The 17,864-nt window shown below is 65.2% G+C and carries 14 protein-coding genes; 5 read left to right on the top strand and 9 right to left on the bottom strand.

The window, feature by feature from the left end; all coding sequences use genetic code 11:
- Positions 1-7: 7 nt before the first annotated feature.
- From IEY88_RS16595 to IEY88_RS16575, 5 genes are all read right to left on the bottom strand, one after another.
- Entirely contained in the window at positions 8-145 is a 138-nt protein-coding gene (locus IEY88_RS16595; protein ID WP_189155657.1) for a hypothetical protein, read from the bottom strand.
- Positions 146-151: 6 nt separating this feature from the next.
- Positions 152-739 (bottom strand): AfsR/SARP family transcriptional regulator, encoded by a 588-nt coding sequence (locus IEY88_RS16590; protein ID WP_189155656.1) that lies wholly within the window; start codon positions 737-739, stop codon positions 152-154.
- Between the two features lie 413 nt (positions 740-1,152).
- Positions 1,153-1,314, bottom strand: a complete 162-nt coding sequence (locus IEY88_RS16585) for a hypothetical protein (protein WP_189155655.1) — start codon at positions 1,312-1,314, stop codon at positions 1,153-1,155.
- Between the two features lie 170 nt (positions 1,315-1,484).
- Positions 1,485-1,952 carry a hypothetical protein gene (locus IEY88_RS16580; RefSeq protein WP_189155654.1) on the bottom strand — a complete coding sequence of 156 codons (468 nt, stop codon included), beginning with the start codon at positions 1,950-1,952 and terminating at the stop codon, positions 1,485-1,487.
- A gap of 34 nt (positions 1,953-1,986) precedes the next feature.
- The gene (locus IEY88_RS16575; protein WP_189155653.1) at positions 1,987-7,473 is read right to left on the bottom strand and encodes a polymorphic toxin-type HINT domain-containing protein; all 5,487 of its coding nucleotides are present in this window, start codon (positions 7,471-7,473) and stop codon (positions 1,987-1,989) included.
- On the opposite strand from IEY88_RS16575, the gene IEY88_RS16570 reads away from it, so the two are divergent.
- From IEY88_RS16570 to IEY88_RS16560, 3 genes are all read left to right on the top strand, one after another.
- The gene (locus IEY88_RS16570) at positions 7,463-7,771 is read left to right on the top strand and encodes a hypothetical protein (RefSeq protein ID WP_189155652.1); all 309 of its coding nucleotides are present in this window, start codon (positions 7,463-7,465) and stop codon (positions 7,769-7,771) included. The two genes, IEY88_RS16575 and IEY88_RS16570, sit on opposite strands and share 11 nt — an antisense overlap.
- A 48-nt stretch (positions 7,772-7,819) precedes the next feature.
- Entirely contained in the window at positions 7,820-7,972 is a 153-nt protein-coding gene (locus tag IEY88_RS16565; RefSeq protein ID WP_189155651.1) for a hypothetical protein, read from the top strand.
- Positions 7,973-8,374: 402 nt separating this feature from the next.
- Positions 8,375-8,677, top strand: a complete 303-nt coding sequence (locus IEY88_RS16560; RefSeq protein ID WP_189155650.1) for a hypothetical protein — start codon at positions 8,375-8,377, stop codon at positions 8,675-8,677.
- 83 nt (positions 8,678-8,760) lie between these two features.
- Here IEY88_RS16560 and IEY88_RS16555 read toward each other — a convergent pair whose 3' ends face one another.
- From IEY88_RS16555 to IEY88_RS16545, 3 genes are all read right to left on the bottom strand, one after another.
- A complete protein-coding gene (locus IEY88_RS16555) occupies positions 8,761-12,135 on the bottom strand; it encodes a LamG-like jellyroll fold domain-containing protein (RefSeq protein WP_189155649.1) in 3,375 nt (1,124 codons plus the stop codon).
- Positions 12,136-13,615: 1,480 nt separating this feature from the next.
- Complete coding sequence (locus IEY88_RS16550; RefSeq protein WP_189155648.1) at positions 13,616-13,807, bottom strand: hypothetical protein; 192 nt, start codon at positions 13,805-13,807, stop codon at positions 13,616-13,618.
- Positions 13,808-14,424: 617 nt separating this feature from the next.
- Positions 14,425-15,009 carry a TetR/AcrR family transcriptional regulator gene (locus IEY88_RS16545; protein WP_189155647.1) on the bottom strand — a complete coding sequence of 195 codons (585 nt, stop codon included), beginning with the start codon at positions 15,007-15,009 and terminating at the stop codon, positions 14,425-14,427.
- Positions 15,010-15,063: 54 nt separating this feature from the next.
- Here IEY88_RS16545 and IEY88_RS16540 point away from each other — a divergent pair, with 54 nt between their 5' ends.
- Together IEY88_RS16540 and IEY88_RS16535 are read left to right on the top strand one after the other, a co-directional pair.
- Positions 15,064-16,287 (top strand): metal-dependent hydrolase family protein, encoded by a 1,224-nt coding sequence (locus IEY88_RS16540; protein WP_189155646.1) that lies wholly within the window; start codon positions 15,064-15,066, stop codon positions 16,285-16,287.
- A gap of 7 nt (positions 16,288-16,294) precedes the next feature.
- Positions 16,295-17,131 (top strand): alpha/beta hydrolase, encoded by an 837-nt coding sequence (locus tag IEY88_RS16535; protein ID WP_308425990.1) that lies wholly within the window; start codon positions 16,295-16,297, stop codon positions 17,129-17,131.
- Between the two features lie 18 nt (positions 17,132-17,149).
- On the opposite strand, the gene IEY88_RS45275 is transcribed toward IEY88_RS16535, so the two are convergent.
- Entirely contained in the window at positions 17,150-17,839 is a 690-nt protein-coding gene (locus IEY88_RS45275) for a cold shock domain-containing protein (protein WP_373294122.1), read from the bottom strand.
- Positions 17,840-17,864: the final 25 nt, after the last annotated feature.

Below are 17,864 nucleotides of genomic sequence, written 5' to 3'. Positions count from 1 at the left end.
TCGAAACCTAGTAGACCTGATCCAGGTCAAGCTCGACGATCTCTTCGTTACGTTCATATGTATCGGCTATCTTGATCAGGGTTTCACCGATCTCCCTGAACTCGGTTTCCGCCTCAGAAGCGAGCTTCTCGATGTAGGACCGCATGTCCTCCTACGAACGCTGCAGCTCCTCCGGAGGCGTCGGAAGATTCAGCGGAAAAACAGCGAAAGTGATCGCATCGGCAGCGAAGAACGCCAGCGGAGACACAGTGAGCCCGGATTCGATCCACTCGGCTGTCGTGTCTTCTGCCAGTGTTCCGCCGTAGGCGTTGACCACGTCCCAGAGGGCGTCGATTCGGGCTTGGTCGGTGGTGGCGGCGCGGCGTACGGCGACAGCGTGAGCGAAGCGCCGGTAGTCGACGCTCACCACCGCGGGGTCGAGTTGGTAGCGGCCGTTGCTCGTCGAGACGATGTCGGTTACCGCTCCGTTGGTGGCGGCGGCCAGTGCGGTGCGCATCCGTGCCAGCGCGGTGTGCGGGGTGTTGGTCGGTCGGGCTGGCGGGTCGTGGCTCCACAGCGCCGAGACGAGCGGGTCGCGGGTGACGCCGTCGTGGTGCAGGGCGAGAAACACCAGCAGTTCCTGGGTTCTGGGCTGCAAGGTCCCGGTGATCTCCAGGGAGCTCGTGGCCGGGTGGGGCTCGGGGTGCCAGTGCACACGCAGGCCGCCGAGCACGGTGACCGTGATCTGCGCGGCGTCCATGTCGTCCTCGTGGTGGGTGGCGAAGACCGGCGGTGTTGCGGCCACGGGTTCGGTGTGCCCGTCCGCAGGCGCCGGATCATCGGTGAGCTCGCCCGGCTGTGGACGCTCCCCCTCCGCACCAGCGACGTCTGCGCGGTCCGATCCGTGGTGGCGCTCCCGCAGGCCCTGCGCTGGGCTGGGATCGAGGATCTCCGGCTGGGTGTCGGAGGGTGCGGGTTGCGTAGCCGAGGCCGTGACCTCCAGCTCGATCTCACTCCTACTGGAGAGGCGGGTCTCGAGCGGGCCTTCCCCCCTCGGCGCCGATGGGTTTGGACGACCCGTCGGCCATTAACACCCCCATACCGGCCACGAGCTGTGCAGTGGACATGAACCACCGGCACCGCTGGGCTTGCCACCCAGCTTTTGCAGCTGGTTCAGCGCGACTTCCTGGGCACGAGCGTCAATCCCTCCACCCGGCGCAGCAGCCCTTGAGCCTTCGAGATGATGGTGGCCAGGGAGACGACCGCCTTGACGACCTTGTGGCCAGCCTCGATCACCTTCCCAACCCTGCCCCACAGCACCAGGTCTATCACCATCCCCTAGAAGCTATACGGCCGCAACTGGTGCACCACTTGCGTTAATCATGTTCAGCGCGGCCGTGATGGTGATGATGCGAATGCATCATCACCATCACGGCCGCTGACTAAGCTTACCTTCAGCTTCATTTACCAAATCACCAGCGCACCTGCGTGCCAATTCCGACTAACTAAAGCAAATCGTCGTAGTAACCAGGTGTAGCGATCAGGGCAGATTCGAAGTGCCGTCCACTCTCAGCGTCTCCACCACCAGGCAGAACGTCTCTCGCCAAAACGAGCAAAAGCTGCGGCGCAACAACCCTCAAACCGTTGTCTTCGACAACCACCTCAGCCTCACCCGCCAGCAAGCGAATCACCTCATCGGCTTCCTCGGCGAAGATTTCGATATTTCGAAAGAAGACATTGACCCCTTGTTTGGGCCGGTAAACCTCGATCGCCTCCACCGCACCGCTGCGATCCGCGCCGATCGAAATCGACATTCCAGAATCGAAATGTGCAAACCCAGGTGACATGTAGCCACCCGTTGGCGCCTGCAGCCGGAACCCTTCGATGCCTCGCACCAGTTGAAGGGCTTCCTCAAACGGCATGCCGATCCGGATGGAGCCTACAGCTTGCGGCGGATCGATCACCAGGTCCATAACTCTCCTCAGGTCGCGCGAAGGGCTCGCCGCATCACCATAGCGTCAACTGAACATGAACCTGACTCGGCACCTTGCGCAAGTCCTGATATTGAGCATTTCCAGCCAGATCACCGATCATTTCACCTATTGCATTGTTATACTTGCCAGGAAAGCGCGTAAGCACGTCATTAACGTCGTTCATTAAAGCTTTATCGATCCGACCCGAGCTCACGAGATCGCGTTGCATCGCAAGCCACGCTCGTGACACTCTTGTACTACCGGTCGAATAGAGCTGCCGATGGTCCTCTATGTCCATTCTAATTGCCGGACCACTGTACTCTGTAATACTGGTGGAAGCGTTCTGAGGCATGTGGTTGATCTCGTTACCCACGCCTGAAGGCTTCAGGCGACCCCAGACTCCCCCATCTCCACAGTTGTGAACAAAGGCAGAACTGGCACCAACGGCGACGTAGTACGTGTGGTGCAGGTCGACAGTGAGGTTGTAGACCTTCTCCTGTGCTGTCCACATTCGCAGAGCGACGACTTTTACCCAAGTGTTCAACGAGGCCTGGAGCACTGAACCGACCTCAAGTTGGTCTGCTCTCGCCCACTTCTTCTGCTCCGGAAGCCAGAACGGGTGGTTGTCAGTCGCAGTGACCATGCCGCCACCATCGACGGTGATCTCGACGAGGTTCTTGTTGCCGAAACCAACGATCGTGCCGACGACCGCGCGCGCCGAGGACTCTCCCGTCTTCTCGTCGGTCGCGAGAACCTGATCGCCGTTCTGCATCTCTTCGATCGGCTTGGACGATCCGTCCGCAAGAAGCACCTTGGTGCCTGGCATGAAACTGTTGTCACAGCCGGGCGCCGTGCCACCGATCTTCCGCAGTTGATCCAGAGCCACCCTCTGGGCATTAGCGACAAAGCCCTCGACCCGGCGCAGCAACCCCTGGGCTTTGGAGATGATGGTGGCCATCGACGAGACGGCCTTGACCGCCTTGTAGCCGGCCTCGATCACCTTTCCGACCTTGCCCCACGGCACGAGGTTCATCACCAGCCCGCCGCAGGCCCAGATGTCGCCCTTGGTGAAACAGCCGACGATGTCGTTCCAGCCGGAGATGTCCTTCAACATCTCCCACGCGACCTCCTTGATCACGTCCCACTTCGTCTTGTGGGCGTTCTTCAAGGCCTCCTCGTACTGCGCCCGACTGATCCCCGCATCCCGCAAGCCTTGATCGGTGTGCTGCCGGATGGTCGAAGCCTGCTGTTGCTGAGCACTGCGTTCCCGCTTGAAATCGTCCCGGACCTGGTTGTACTCCTTGTCGTTCTGGTAGTTCTCCCGGCCACCACCACACAGGATCCCGTCCGGACCACACTGGCCACCGGCCAGCAGACCCGTCGGATCGCTGAACGTCACCGGGCTGTTGTTGCTGTACGCATAGCCGTTGAGCTGCTGCGGATCGTTGTTGTCGATGATCGGATCCGCCGACAAGAACCGACCCGAACCAGAGTCGTACATACGCGCACCCACACGCGTCAGACCCGACTCCTCACGCGTACCACCCACAAACCCTTGCGTGTTCCACGGCGTCGCGGCACTACCGCGGGTCTCACCGAAAGGGGTCTGACGGCGGGAGGCCACGGTCAGGTTCCTCTGCGTCACCGCGGCGATCTCCGTGCCCTGATGATCCGACAACAACCACTTCACACCCGAAATCGAGTTCCGCTGTGCCACGGTGTGACCGTTGTGGCTGTAAAAGCGGGTCCATGACGGGGTGGTGGCGCCTGTTTCCAGGCGGATCTCCTGGCCGAACACGTAGAGCGTCTTCGCTGACGGCTCACGTGCGATCAGGCGGTTGCCGTCCGCGTCGTAGAGGTACGTCGACTCCTTACCGTCGGCGTTGCGCACCTTCGACACACGCCCCTCGACGTCGTACTCCAACGTCTGTGTGTCGCCCGAGATCCTGCGTGAGGTCGTGTTGCCGGAGGCGTCGTAACCGAACGTGTCCTGTGAAGTGCCGTTCGGACCGGCAGTGTCGACTTTCGACACCGTGTGCGGCTGGGCCGCACCGGCTGCGGGATAGGTGAAGGTGTTGGTCGTGTCACCCGCGCTGGCATGCGCGGTCTGCGTCAAGCGATTACCGGTCTTGTCGAACGTCCACGACAACCAATACGGCGCCGCACCACCCAGAGCAGACGTCGACCTCGCCGCGGCACAGCTACCTGAGCTTGGCGTCCATGCCTGTGTCATGCGACGGAGATGGTCGTAGCCGAAGCACTGGATGTCCGACGCGCCGCCTTCGGGCGTGTCCGCGACCCGGTTGATGTTGCCCGACGCGTCGTAGCTGTAGTTCCGATCAGCGATCCGGTACCCGGTCGGGGTCTCCTTGTCCGCGATCGTGCGTTCCAGTCTGCGGGTGCCCTCCTCGTAGAAGTTGGTCACCCACAGGTTGTTCTCGCTGTTCTCGTGGTCGTAGGTTTCCTGCAGCACCTCGCCCATAGCCGAATAGTTCGTGCTGCTCACGTAGCGATCCTGGCCGAGCGTGTACTCAGGCAGACCAAAGCTGTTGTACCCGGTCGTCACCCCCTCGCCGGGCACGATCGTCTTACCGCCGGAGTTGGCGTCCTGGTAGTTCAGACTCCGGAGCTTTCCGGTGTAGGAGTAGAAGTACTTCAGTTCGTACGTCGTGCCCAGCACACCTTCCGCAGCGGCCGGCACGATGACTTTTTGCCCGGTCGGGCGGCCTGCGTCGTCGTACCCGTTCACCTTGTTGACATAGGCCTGGCCGTTGACCCACCTGCGAGACAACGTCAGCATGCCGAGCCCGGCTGCGGTCGTGTCGTACTGCCATTCTGCGAGCTTCGTTCCCGAAGTCGACCCGTCGAAGGACGCGATCTTGCGGCTCAGCGCGTCGTAGGCGTACGCGACCGTGCGACCACGGGCGTCGGTGGACGAGAGCACCCGGCCCGCCGCGTCGTAGACGATGTCGGTGTGCCCGGCATCCGGATCGTCCGAGGCGATCTTGCGGCCGCGCAGGTCGTAGGTGGACCGCCACGCGTTGCCCGCCGGGTCGGTCACCGACGCGAGCTGCCCTGCCGGGGTGTAGGCGTACTTCGTCGCGTCGAACGCGGTCCCGAGACCCGCCGTGTACTGACGTTTCTCAGTCGTACGTCCTTGGGCGTCGCTGATGACGGTCGTCGCCGTGCCACCCTGCGGTGGAACCGTGTGGACACGGTCGCCTCCGTAGGAGGTGGTGCTGCGCCACTGTTCCACCGCGTACTTGCGGTAGATCGACGCCGCCGCCCGGCCCATCCCGTCGTATTCGGTGATGGTCTGGTTCGGCACGGCGTTGTCCAGCGCCCCGGCCAGCGTTCCGCTCGCGGCCTGGTCGTTCCAGTACGCGCCGTTCGTCTTGTACGGCAGACCACGCGAGTCGTAGAACGTGTCCGAGATCAGCCGGCCACCAGCGGGAGACGGTGACTGTGTCTGCCGCTCGCGGAACAGACCGTCATACAGTGTGTACGAAACCAGATAGGTGTCGTCTTCCTTCAACTGCTTCGATGTGACAACGCTCGGCGCGTTCGTGTTGTAGGTGTACTCGAAGACCGCGTCCGCCTTGGCTGTCGCCTTCGGGTGGCCCGGCAGCCACGCCGCCGTCATCCGGCCCAGCGCGTCATAGGAAAGGTCCGAACGACGCCCGTTCGCGTCCACCGACGCCGTCGAGGCACCCCACGCAGGCTCGAAATAGCCGTTCGACACATGCCCCAGCGCGTTCGTGCTGGTCACCTGCTTCACCGGGCCGGTCGCCGGCGTATAGGCGGTGGTCGTCTTCTGCCCCGCCGCGTCCACCACCTCCAGCGGACGGCCATACGCGTCGAACGTCGATGTGGTGGCGGTGACCCACTTCTGGCCGGTCCCGTCCCACTTGTCCAGCGCCTCGACCTTGGTGATGTCGCCCTTGGTCGGCGCGGTTCCCCATGCTTGGCCGTCGTAGGAGGACTTCGCGATCGACAGGATGTTCGCGGCGGTTGCCGCAGGACCGCAGAGCCCCTTGGTGGTCTCGACCTGCGAGGCGTAGCTCAGCATCCACGCCGATTCGTTGCGCGCGAACGTGGTGGCCGTGCACGACTCATCGCTTGTCACATCAAGATCGCCGTGGTCTTCCGCGGAGGTCACGATGCCGACCGAGTCGTAGGACTTCACGACCTTGGTGCGCCGCCACTGCCCGTTTTCCAGCAACGTCCGGCCGCGCACGGCGAGAACGTTGCTCAGCTTCGCCTGCTTGCCGTCCGTGCCGGTCGCGGTCGCCTCGCTGACCCAGGGGTCGTTGACCGACGCCGACACGAGCACGCCGTCGTTGTACTCCCGCGTCTCGCGCACGAAACCCTGCAGGCGGTCGGCATCGGTGATCGGCTCGCCTTCGCTGTTCGACACCGTGGCGCCGTCCATACCGCGCATGTACACGGTTTCCGAGACACTCTGCTTGCCGCCGGGGTCGCCCTTGACCGTACGTACGGTCCCGTAGCCGCGCCATTGCGAGTAGGTCCGGCGGTTGGCTTCGGCGAAGTCGTTCTCGTCGAACTTCCAGGCCGGATCACCGAGGTAGTCGTAGTGCGTCTTGAGCAACGACGACACACCCGTGCGGTCGTCGTCGACGACATCGGTGACGACGTACTTCTGGAAGTAGTCCAAGATCGGATTCTGGGCACCGTCCGGCGTCCACCACGTCGGATAACACCGCAGCGTGTTCGACTCCGGCGAAGCGGGCATCCGCGTACCGGGTACACAGTCCCGGCCGCTGTAGCGGATCTCGGTACGCGCACCGCCTTCGCCTGTGATGCCGGTGATCCGGTAGCGCGTCAACGGCGACAGGTTGTCATGGCCGCTGTCGACCCGGTTGTCCATCACCTGCCGGTCGAACGTCGTGGCGGGTAGCGCGATCCCGGCGCCACCACCGACGTGTCCGGTGTGGACGATCGACTTCAGGTTCAGCGCCGGCGACGTGCCGTCCCCGGTGGGCGGGAAGTCCTGCGTCAACGCCCACGAGTCGACATCGGAGTACCCGCCGCTGCCGTCGCCCACTTGGGCGATGACCTTGACCAGCCGCTTGCGGGTGAAGAACGTCTGCGTCATCCGCAGCGTGCACTGCTCGCCCGCGTTGCAGATCTGGTCGAACGGAACATCCGGCCACGACGCCGCTGTCGAGGCGTTGAGTTGCCCCTCCGCACACGTGATCGCACCATTCGGCAGGCAGCGCTCGGCCATGTCGAACTGGACGCGCCCGCCCACCGGGCCGAAGAAGTTGTCGCTGCGCAGGCCGTACTCGATGTGGTCCAGCCACCCACCACGCACATACGGGGTGCCCTTCGCCGGGTCACCGTTGCGCCCGTAGTGGTTCATCTCCTTCTTGTAGTGATACGTCGTGACGTTGCCGTGCGGGTCGACCGAGTAGTCGATGTTCCACCGGTACGCCTGATCACAGCCGGACGCCGCGAAGGAAGACTGGTTGCACGGTTCGAGAGAATTGTTGCCGAACACGCGCTGCGTCCACGCCGAGTTCGTCTCCGGCTTGCCCGCGGTCCAGCCCGGCAACCGGTTCACACCCAGGAAGTACTGGGTGCCGTCGGTCGTGGTGACCTTCCAGTACTCACCGTCGTTGTCACCGTTGACCGCGCCCTTGTGCCGCTCGACGCGCGCGCCGTCGTCGTTCTTCGCACGCCAGGTGGTGATGCCGGTGGCAGCGTCCTCACCGGCTTTGACCAGCTTGCCGGAGACACCGGCCAGGCTGATCGTGGCGTTGTCTGTGGCCCAGCACGCGTCACCGGTCTTCTCTTGACCGTTGTTGCCGCCCAGGTCGAGACTGCACGGCTTGTACTGCCGCTCGATGAACCCGCCGGGCGAGATGTCCCAGCCGTCACCGACGATCGACGCCTGGTTGTTCGTCGCGGACATCCGCCCGTCCAGGCTCTGCGACGAGTACCCCAGCGACACCGACGGCGCCTTGCCGCCGACCGCGGGCGGAACGCGCATCGGATAGCCGTAGCTGAAGTCACCCGACGAACCACCCGCGTTCCACGATCCCGCCGGAGCAAGCGAGGTCGCCGCGAAGCTGCCGTTGCCACTGGACGGGGCGGCCGCCACGGCCAGCACCCCCGTGCCTGCGGACGGCGTGAAGTCGGCCGAGACGGTGTTCGTCTTGCGGTCGTTGCCAGTGCCTTCCAGCGGCGTGGCACGACGACACTCCGACTTGTCCGGAGTGGACAGCGCGCACGCGGGAAGTGTCACGAGCCGAAGCCGCGAGGCGTAGTCACCGCCGAACGCCGATGCGAACTTGCCGTAGTCGACGCCCAACCGCAGCGGCGCTCCCGCCGCACCACCGGCGTCCCCGAGGGTGAACACGACACCGTTGAGGCCGAGCTTCTGCGCCGCGTCCTGCCCCTTGACGTTCACCCGCACCTTCGCGGTTTTCGCCGACTTCGCCGCGAGGCCGTTGTCTTTGCGCTGCACCGACACAAGCCCCGGCGCCGCCTTCGCAGCGGCCGCTCCGGCCCCGCCCAGGTCGACGTCCGCCTGTGACTCGCCGGGCCACGACGGCGCGTCGATCTTCGTCACCGCGGCCCGCGCCGCGGGATCCACCGGCTTCGGGCGCGCACTCACCGCGCTCGTCGCGACCGACTTGTCCTTCTGCAGCTCCGGCAGCTTCCAGCTGTACTTGTTCTCACCGGCCGCGAGCGCGTCCTGACCGGTCGCGAGCATCAACGTCAGCACGACACCGAGCGTCGTGAGGCGTCTTCTTCTGCTTGTTCTCACTGTAGAATCCCCAGGTCAGCCGTGTTGAGTGGACGTGCGAATGCTCTCGATGTCCCTGAGGGTGAGAACACCCGAGTAAACGCGGACATCGTCGAGGTCGCCCTTCCAGACGTCCGACTTCTGGCCCGCCCAGATGGCGCGTCCCACAAATAGGTCCCCTGACCCGTTGAAAGTCTGCTGCCCGGTGCTCGGACCGTTGAACGTCTCCTGTTTGATCCCGTCGACGTACAGCGCGACGGTTCCGGTGGTCGCGTCGAAGGTCGCCGCGAGGTGCACCCACACGTTTGCCACCGCAGGTCGGTCGGACAGTGCGTCCCTGCCGTCACCAGACGGTGTTCTCGTCAGCGAGAAGCCCCATTTACCCGTTTCCGGGCGATAGCCCAGGATGAACGGCGAGTGCGTAGCGTCTCCCAAGCTCACCGCGCCCCGACCAGAGGCGTCGAACCCGGAGCTCCGCACCCAGGCGGACACCGTGTATGACCGGTCGGTACGCAGGTTCGCTGGCCGCCCGCCCGCCACCTGTCCCGTCGAGGACGAGTCGAAGTTCAGCCACTTGTCCTTGCTGGTCAGGATCTGGTTCGGGTCGTCGGGGTCCACCGGAGTACCCGCCCATGTAGCGCCGCCGGAGACCGTCGCGTTCTGACCCGTGACCTCGTCCCTCGTCGTGGTTCCGGTGCGCTCGTCGAGGTTGTAGTGGGCGCGCAGCACGGCGAAGTTGTTCAGCCCGGCCGCTTCGGCCGCGCTGATCTGCCGGTCCCACACCTGGACGTGGTCGATCGTTCCCCGCACCTGGTTGGTGCGTCCACCGACCCACTTGGCTGCTCCGACCACAAACGGACCCGTCGCGTTCCACAGGGTCGCGGTCGCGGTACCGTCGAGCTTCCCGTTGACGTACAACGACATCGTGCCGCCATTGGGCTCGTAGGTGCCCACCAGGTGCGTCCACACACCCACTTCCGGCGGCGCCGCCGAGGTCGCGCCGACCAGCGGGGAGTGGTCCTGGTCGGCGGTAGCCGCGTTGAACGACCACCGGTTCACATCCCGCGCGTACCGCAGGAAGAACGCGCTCGAGCGGTCACCGTCCTGGCTCGCGACCGTGTAGAAATCGGCTGTGTCGGCCAGCTTCACCCACGCCGACACCGAGAACGCCAGCGACGTGTTCACGGGCGCGGACGTGGTGGTGGAGAACGTGCTGGCGGTGTTGACCTGGCCGTTGCTCGCGTAGCCTGCACCGAACGTCGCACCGGTCAACGTCAGCGGGCGGCCCTGGCCGGTGATGTCAGCCGCGGTCGTGCCGCCGGTCTCGTTGAAATTCCACGCCGCCATCGGGTTGGAGGGCGCCGCGACGTTGAACACGTATTGCTGCGGGGCCGCGGCGCGGTTTCCGGCCTTGTCGTACGCCTGCACGAACAACGTGTTCGTGCCACCCTGCGTCGGCGTGATCGGCACATTCATCACACCGTTGGATCCGGTCACGTTGACCTGGTTCTGCACGGTGTCGACGTTGAGAGACCACCCGTAGCGGATGACGTCCATCGACCCCGCCGGACCGGTGTTGCCGTTGGGCGAGAACGTGAAGGTGCCGGTGCGGCCGACACTGCCGTGGAAACCGCTCGCCGGATAGTCGGTGGACGCCACCGCCGGCTTGTTCGGCGCCACCGTGTCCACGGTGAACTCGCAGTCGCCGCTCCATGGGGAACGAATGTCCCCGTCACCCGCGAAAACCGACCAGCTGTAGACACCGTCCTCGGGCAACTTTGCCGGCGGCACCTGCACTTGGGCATACGAGCCGGAAGGGACGTTGAGCGCCACCGGCTCCACGATCCACGTGCGGGCCTCGACCGGTCCTCGATACACGGCGAAGCCCGAATCGCCGATCATCCCGCCGTCGGGATCGGACACCCGAGCCCGAAGCCGTGGTGTGCGCGTGGCCAGCGCCGGACGAGCGGCTCCCCTGACGCACTGCAGAGCGTCGAGCTTATTGGGCCCCCACCCCTCCATCCCGTGCTCACTCGGGGGATTCGGGGTGGAGTTGTACTTCACCTCGAGATACGGGTTGAGGCCGAACCGGCGCCACGAGCGGTCGAGCGACAGCTCGTTCTGGGCCTTGAACATGAAGGTCGTCGAAAGCCACGATCCGGCCGCCGCGAGTTTCACCGCCTCGAGCGCGCCGAAGTCCGCACCGCCATCGGTCGCGCAGTAGCCGGGACTGTTGCGGGTGTTGTTCGCCGACAGGCTCCGATCCGGTGCCGGCTGGTTGTTCCACGTGGTCCAAGGTCCGATGCCGGCGGTGAGCCACAGCTCGGTCGGGGTCGGATCACACGAGTACGAGTTGATCACCGTGGCGTGCACCGTGGCCGAATGGATCGTCCTGTTGGCCAGCTGGGACGTGTTGATGTCGAAGTAGGTCCGCGAGACACCCGCTGACGGCGAGCCGAGCGTTGCCGCGTTGACGTACCCCGCCTTCAGGTCCCCCAACTGGCCGGAGGTCACGTCGTAGTTCGTGGCGTTCCCCCACGGCGACTGCACCACCACGTGGTGCTGCTTGCTACACGTCGTGCAGGAGTAGTCGGGATCCAGCCGCACCGGGTAGACCGTCGTCGGATCAGCGAGGAACGTCTGGTCAGGAGTGATCGAGACGGTGTCCTGCCCGACCTCGACGCCCATGATCGCCGTCCGGCCGGACTCGGACGAGTCCCACATGCGGGAGGCGTCACCGCTGAAGATCTTCGTGCCGTCGGCCCCGAACCCCGCGAGCCCGTCAGCCGCGTCCGCCGGGGCAGCCGACCTGGCGGCGATCTGGCCGGGACCCGCGATCCTGATGTTCTTGACGTGGGACTTGAACGAGAACTTCCTGAGCTTCGGGCTCTTCGCGGCCTCGGCGTTCTTGACCACGAGGTTCTGGGAGAAGCCAGTCAGCGTCGCCTTCACCTCGAGGTCGACGCCGGGCAGCACGTCCGGATACGTCGCGACCTCGCCGGAGATTCGGGCGGGAGGCAGGTCGGTCTCCCAGCCGAACCCGACCTCGGCGTCGTCCTTGATCAGCCGCGCCACCGGCACCGCAGCCGATCCAGGACCGCCGGGGTTGAACGACATCGACACCGGCGCCACCTTCGGCGCCAGCGAACCGTCGGCCCGCGGCGCGAGATCCAGGTCGATCCCGGCCCACGAACCATTGTTCTTGACCCGCACCGGTTGCGTGTGGCTGATCAGCGTCCGCGAACCATCCGGATTGGCCTTGACCTGCGACCCCTCGGTCGTCTCCGCCCCGATGACGATCGACTTGCCACTCTGCCGCGCCAGCTTCTCCGCACCGGCCGCGTCGGCGACCTCGTCCGGTACAGCGGCGCTCGCCGTGGCGACCGAGCCGATCAGCGTGCTCGTGAACACGATGGCAGCACTGAACACGGGCAGGGCAAAGCCCCGCCCTCTGGCGATTCTCATCTATCCCCCCACTACCGGGACTCCCGGCAGCCACTCACATACGGTCCCCCGACCTGTGCTGAAGCAGCATGGACGAGTCCATGCGAGAAGGGAACGCGGCGAGCAAGATCAACTTTGCCTCGTGGCGAAGTTGACGTTCACATCTTCACCGGATCGCCCCGCAAGCGTGTATGGAGCGAGTCGTCGGTCTTCGGCCTCGTCTTAGAAGGCACCGGCGAACGTTGCCGCCGCAGCCAGCCCGAAGTCATATCGCTGCGGTCCAGGCACCGAAACCCTGCGTTACGGGTGCCCGAACTCTCACCCTGCCCCCCAAATGGACACACGATGCCCGCAGGCCGCTCACACAAGCTCACCGCGCCAACGTCTACACACCTCTGGAGTCACTCTTGCCATCAGCTCTGCCGAAGACGCTAACCCGGAGACTCCTTCCAGCCTGTCTCAACCAGCCTCATCGGACAGAACCGACGCCCGCGGGAGAACAGAGTGGGAGCAATTCCGTGCGTTCAACGGGCCAGAACGTCCTCAAAGGACCTGAAGGGACCGCATTGGGCAATTTTCCAGCCTGATCTGCGAGTTAGGGTCAATGCATCGAAACGGCCGGGGCCGGACCCTGCTGAAAGCCAGCCTCCAAAGCCTTCGCAGATGCTGATCATCGGTTGAACAAGTGAATCAACTGAGTGAACAGCCAGGACGATATGAGGAGAATCGCGAGGCCAGCAACCAAACTCAGACGAGCTGTTCGAGCACCGACACGAGCCTTCCGGGCATCACACAAGGCGTCGGTCGATTCCGGGTTGCGCAAGTCGATGAATTGATGAAGGATGCCCCCAACCAGTACTATCCATCCAGCTACAAACACCAAAATGGCGCCAAACTTGGTTACACGAACAGACGCACTTACCGCCCACACCATATATGCCTGCACGCCAAGCAAAGCCACGTCAATCCCAAAGCCGCGAAGAAACTCCGCCCAATGGACGAACTTTTCAGACTCCGAGGCCGAGTTTTGACATGCCGACTTTTGGCATATTGAACCTGTCTGTAAGCAAAGATTGACGATGCGATACCAGCAATCATGCTGACGACAGCGACGATGCGATCCACGGTTGGCGAAGCTACCTGTAGCTGAGCACAAAGCGCGACGGTGGTGGTCTTCCTGATCATGACCAAGTTCGAGTTACCCCCGAGCATTGGGTAACCCGCCTCGCGCGGCTGCACAACCGGCAGCTGCCGGAGCTGGAGTTGCTGGACGCCTACTACGAAGGCGAACAGCCGCTGTCATACATGCACCGGAGTTGTTGCGGCGCTCGGACTCCCGGCTCCGCTCGGTTGTGACCAACTGGCCGCAGTTGATCGTCGATAGCCTTGCTCAGATGCCGGACCACCCGCTTGACAGCCGATTGGACGATCAGCCGCTTTCAACCGTCTACTTGGTCCAGACCGTGGCGTGGGCCCAGATCTCGCTTCCGGACGCGAGCACGTCGAGCCGGAAGATCCGGCCTTCTGGCGTCCGACCGCAGACGATGCCGCCCTTGACCAGGTTGTCAACGTGATCAAAGCCGTGCTCAGACACCTGCGCGGCGCACTGCTCCTTTCCGGTGAACCTGACCCCGGCCACTCCGCCAGAACGTGCTTCCCAGTCACGTAGAGCATCTTGCCGGCGAGCGCCTGAATCTTCTCCGAGTCGACCTTGCGCGGCGGCACCGAGTCCAGGTTCCACTGACCGAAGATGACTTCCTCGTCGAGCTGGACGCCCGCAGGCAGCGGTTTCGCCTGGTTCGTCTGCTGCACCGCCTGAGCGGCGCTCGTCCCGCTGGCCGTCGGCACAACGGGCACGATGGTGGCCGCCGCTGGCGCCGCTGCGTCGGCAGCGCCCTTACCGAACAAAAGGCGGCCACGCCGACCAGCGCTGTGATCAGTGCAGCGATCGCACTGATCAGGGCCGCGCGGTCCTTGGACCGGCTGCTGCCTCAAGACTCGTTGTTCGCCACGGCCAGTGAGAGTACTGGTTCGCCCGTGACGCACGGGCGGTTCCCTGCATCCCCTCAAGGATCGGATCAGGAGTGGGCACCTGACCGACGTGAACGATCTGTTCTTCAACGTGGCCGGCGTTGGATGTGGGCGTTCTCCATGTTGTCTCGGGTGCCAGTCGCTGCCGCTTTCATGAACCGGTTCCGCTGGACGTGAGTCAAATACTTGTTGCAGCGCGCATGGTTCGCGATCGTCGGAACCGATCTACCGGCTTCGGAGAGGTCCCTCTCCGCCCATGCCCAGGATCAGCGCGAGCGCGTCGTTCGTGCATGCCCCCGGCGTCAGAACCTCCTGCAGCAGCAGGCCGCGGATCGCGGCGACGGTGACGGTGGCCCTGGTCAGCGCTTCCGTATTGTCGAGCCCTTCGCGCTCCGCCAGCGAGGCCAACATCCTGGTGAGGTCCTCCAGTGACGAGATGAATGCGCGGAAGTCATCCGGGCTGTATGCGGCGAGCCCCACGACGTGGAAGAACCCGCGGATGCGCGACATCTGCTCCGGACGGGTGTAGGCCCGCCAGATCGCCAGGACGAGGTCGTGGAAAGTCCCCCGCTCAGCGGTCCTGAACAGCGTCTCGTTGTCTCGGGTTCGCTGTGCCTCGAGCATGGCGGCCAGGGTGCCGGTGAGGGACCCGAAGTGGTACCGCAGGAGTGCGTGGCTGGTCTCGGTTCGGGACGCGATCTCACGGAGTGACGTCTCCGGCGGCGGAAGGCCGTCGGCGAAAGCGTCGAGGAGCCGTGCCAGGAGGCGCTCGCGGGCACCACCGGTAGGGATCGAACTTGACAGGTCCACCCATGTAGTTTATCCATTGGAAGAAATTTTCCATTGGATAACTTCGGAGGGCCCGTGGCTCGTCTCCACATCGTGGGCGCGACAGTCGTGGACGGGTCGGGTCGCGAGCCGGGTGGCGGCACCGTCACGGTCGACGACGACCGCATCGTTGCGCTCGGGGCCCGCGGCACCAGCGATGAGCGACTCGACGCCGCTGGGCTGACGATGACGCCCGGCCTGATCGACGCTCACGTGCATTTGGGTCTCTCGAGTCCGATCCAGCCGCAGTTCTCGTTCCAGATCAGCGCCGCCGAGATCGCGGCGGACATCTTCGCCGCGGCCGGCTCGGCGCTCGACGCCGGTTTCACCACTGTCCGGGACACTGGCGGGATCGACGGTGGCGTCGTCACCGCGATCGCCAAGGGCAAGGTCAGAGGGCCTCGCGTCCTGTCGTGCGGGCCTGTCCAGTGCCAGACCGGCGGCCACGGCTACTACGGGGCCGAATGGGAGCCCACGGAGCTGTGGAGCAGCCACCACATTCCTGGCCTGTGCGCCCTGTCCATGATGGCGGGCAACGCCGACGAGCTGCGGCGCAACGTGCGCGAGGCCTTCCGGCGCGGGGCGACTTTCCTGAAGCTCTGCGTGACCGGCGGAGTGGTAGGCGGCAAGGATCGGCTGGCCGACACCCAGTTCACCGTCGAGGAGATCGCCGTCGCGGTCCAAGAAGCCACGGCACGAGGCACCTACGTGACGGTGCACGCCCACAACAACGACGGCATCCGGAACGCGGTCGAGGCCGGGGCCCGCTGTGTTGAGCACGGCACGGACATCGACGAACCTACGGCCGCACTGATGGCTGCTCGCGGGGTGGCCCTTGTGCCCACGTTCGCCGTCGTCGAGCGGCTGCTGCACGATCCCGCCGCAGCCGGGCTGAACGAGTCGGTCCGCGCACGCGTGACCGGCGTGCGCGAGCGGATGGCGCGGGCGCTCGCCGTCGCCAGGGACGCCGGGGTGCGGATCGGCCTCGGTTCCGATCTCATCGGCCCGGCTCAGGACCGCCGAGGCGAAGAACTCGCGTTACGCGCACAGCTCGAGACGCCGATGGACGCTCTCGTGGCGGCCACGAAGACCAACGCCGAGATCCTCGGACTGGATGAGATCGGTGCCATCGCTCCTGGCATGAAGGCAGATCTCGTGCTCTGGAACGGCAACCCGCTCAACGACCCAGAACTGTTCGCCAACCCCGCCAACGCCGTCCTCGTGATGCAGGCCGGCCGAGTTGTGAAGGACCTCCGATGAGCACCTTGTGGCAGGGCTGCCTCGCCAACACCGACTACTTCGAGATGCCTCCGGTGCTGGACACGACTACGGGGTCTGGGTCACCAGGCCGCCGGGCTACGACCCCACCACGGCGCAGGCACCCGTCCTGTACGTGATCGACGGCAACTGGACCGTGGGCCTGACGGCCCCGCTCATCGTCACCCAGCACGATCCCATGCAGCAGATCAAGCCCTACGTCCAGGTCAGCATCGGCTACGCGGGCGAGGAGGCGGAACACTGGGAACGCGTGCGCAACAGGGACCTGGTGCCGCCCGGCGAGCCTGTTGCCCAGGAGCTCCTCGACGCTGTGGAGCTGGCAGTCCAGAGGGACGCGATGGCCCGCGAGCAAGCCGACGCATATGTCGACGAACTGCGCGACACCCGGGCCGATGTGTTCCTGCGCTTCATCACCGACGAACTACACCCCCGGATCGAACGCGACTACCGCACGGCCACGACCGGACATGGTCTCTTCGGCTACTCCTACGGAGGGCTCTTCAGCCTCTACGCCTGGCTCACCGGAACCACGCTCTTCGAGAGCGTCGGAGCGGGCAGCCCCGGCGTCGCCAGCGAGAAAAGCCTTGTCTTCGAACAACTCCAGCAACTCACCGACCAACCGGCCAAGCTCCACGTGACCTTCAACGTCCGGGAGATCCTCGGCAACATCCCGATCTACCAGAACCTCGCGAAGAACGCGGCCACCATCGTGCACCGCCTCACCGCCCGCGGCGCGGCCGTCACCAGCGAGGTGCTGCACGACACGCACGTGACCGGACTGCAAGCCTCGTTCCTCAGCTATCTCAGGTCCTGCCGGACCATGTGACAGGAACGTCCCGGACGGTCAGGCGTGCTCGACGGCGTCGGCCTGCGGGCCACGGTCGCTCTGCCGGATGCGGAAGCGCACCCGCTCGCCGGCCACCAGGGGTTCGCCGGAGACCACCGAGACGTGCACGAAGAGGTCGGGCCCGCCCTCGTCGGGGGTGATGAAGCCGAAGCCGCGGTCGGCGTCGTAGCGGGCCACCGAGCCGTTGCCGGCGCGGGCTGCGGGCCGGGTGGCGGGGGTCGCGGCGGCCTCCACCGGCTCGCCGGTGGTCACGAACCGCACCTCGCGCGCCTGACGGCCCTGGTCCGTGGTGGCCGTGGTGAACGTGACCCGGTCGCCCTCTTCCGGCAGGTACCGGTCGTCGACCAGGGCGCGCACGTGCAGGAAGACGTCACCCGCCCCGTCGTCGGCGGCCACGAAGCCGAACGACTTCTCCTCGTCGAACCACAGGACGGAGCCGTCGGCGCCGTCGCCGGGCGCGACCAGGGGGCCCTTGCGGACGCCGGCGTCGAAGCTCAGCGGCACCACGTGCTGGGCCTGCGGCCCCTTCTCGCCGGCGATGACGACGAAGGCCACCCGCTGCCCGGCCGCGAGGACTCCCCCGGTGACGATGGCGGAGGAGTGCACGAACACCTCCGCACCCCCGCCGTCCGGCGCGGCGAACCCGTAGCCCTTGGCCGGCTCGTACCAGGAGACGGTGGCGAGCACACCCAGGGCCGCGTCGGGTGCGACG

The sequence above is a fragment of the Lentzea pudingi genome (assembly GCF_014646255.1).
Taxonomy (GTDB): domain Bacteria; phylum Actinomycetota; class Actinomycetes; order Mycobacteriales; family Pseudonocardiaceae; genus Lentzea; species Lentzea pudingi.
The sequence above is the reverse complement of the archived record's forward strand: the minus strand, read 5'-3'. Positions and strand labels throughout refer to the sequence as shown.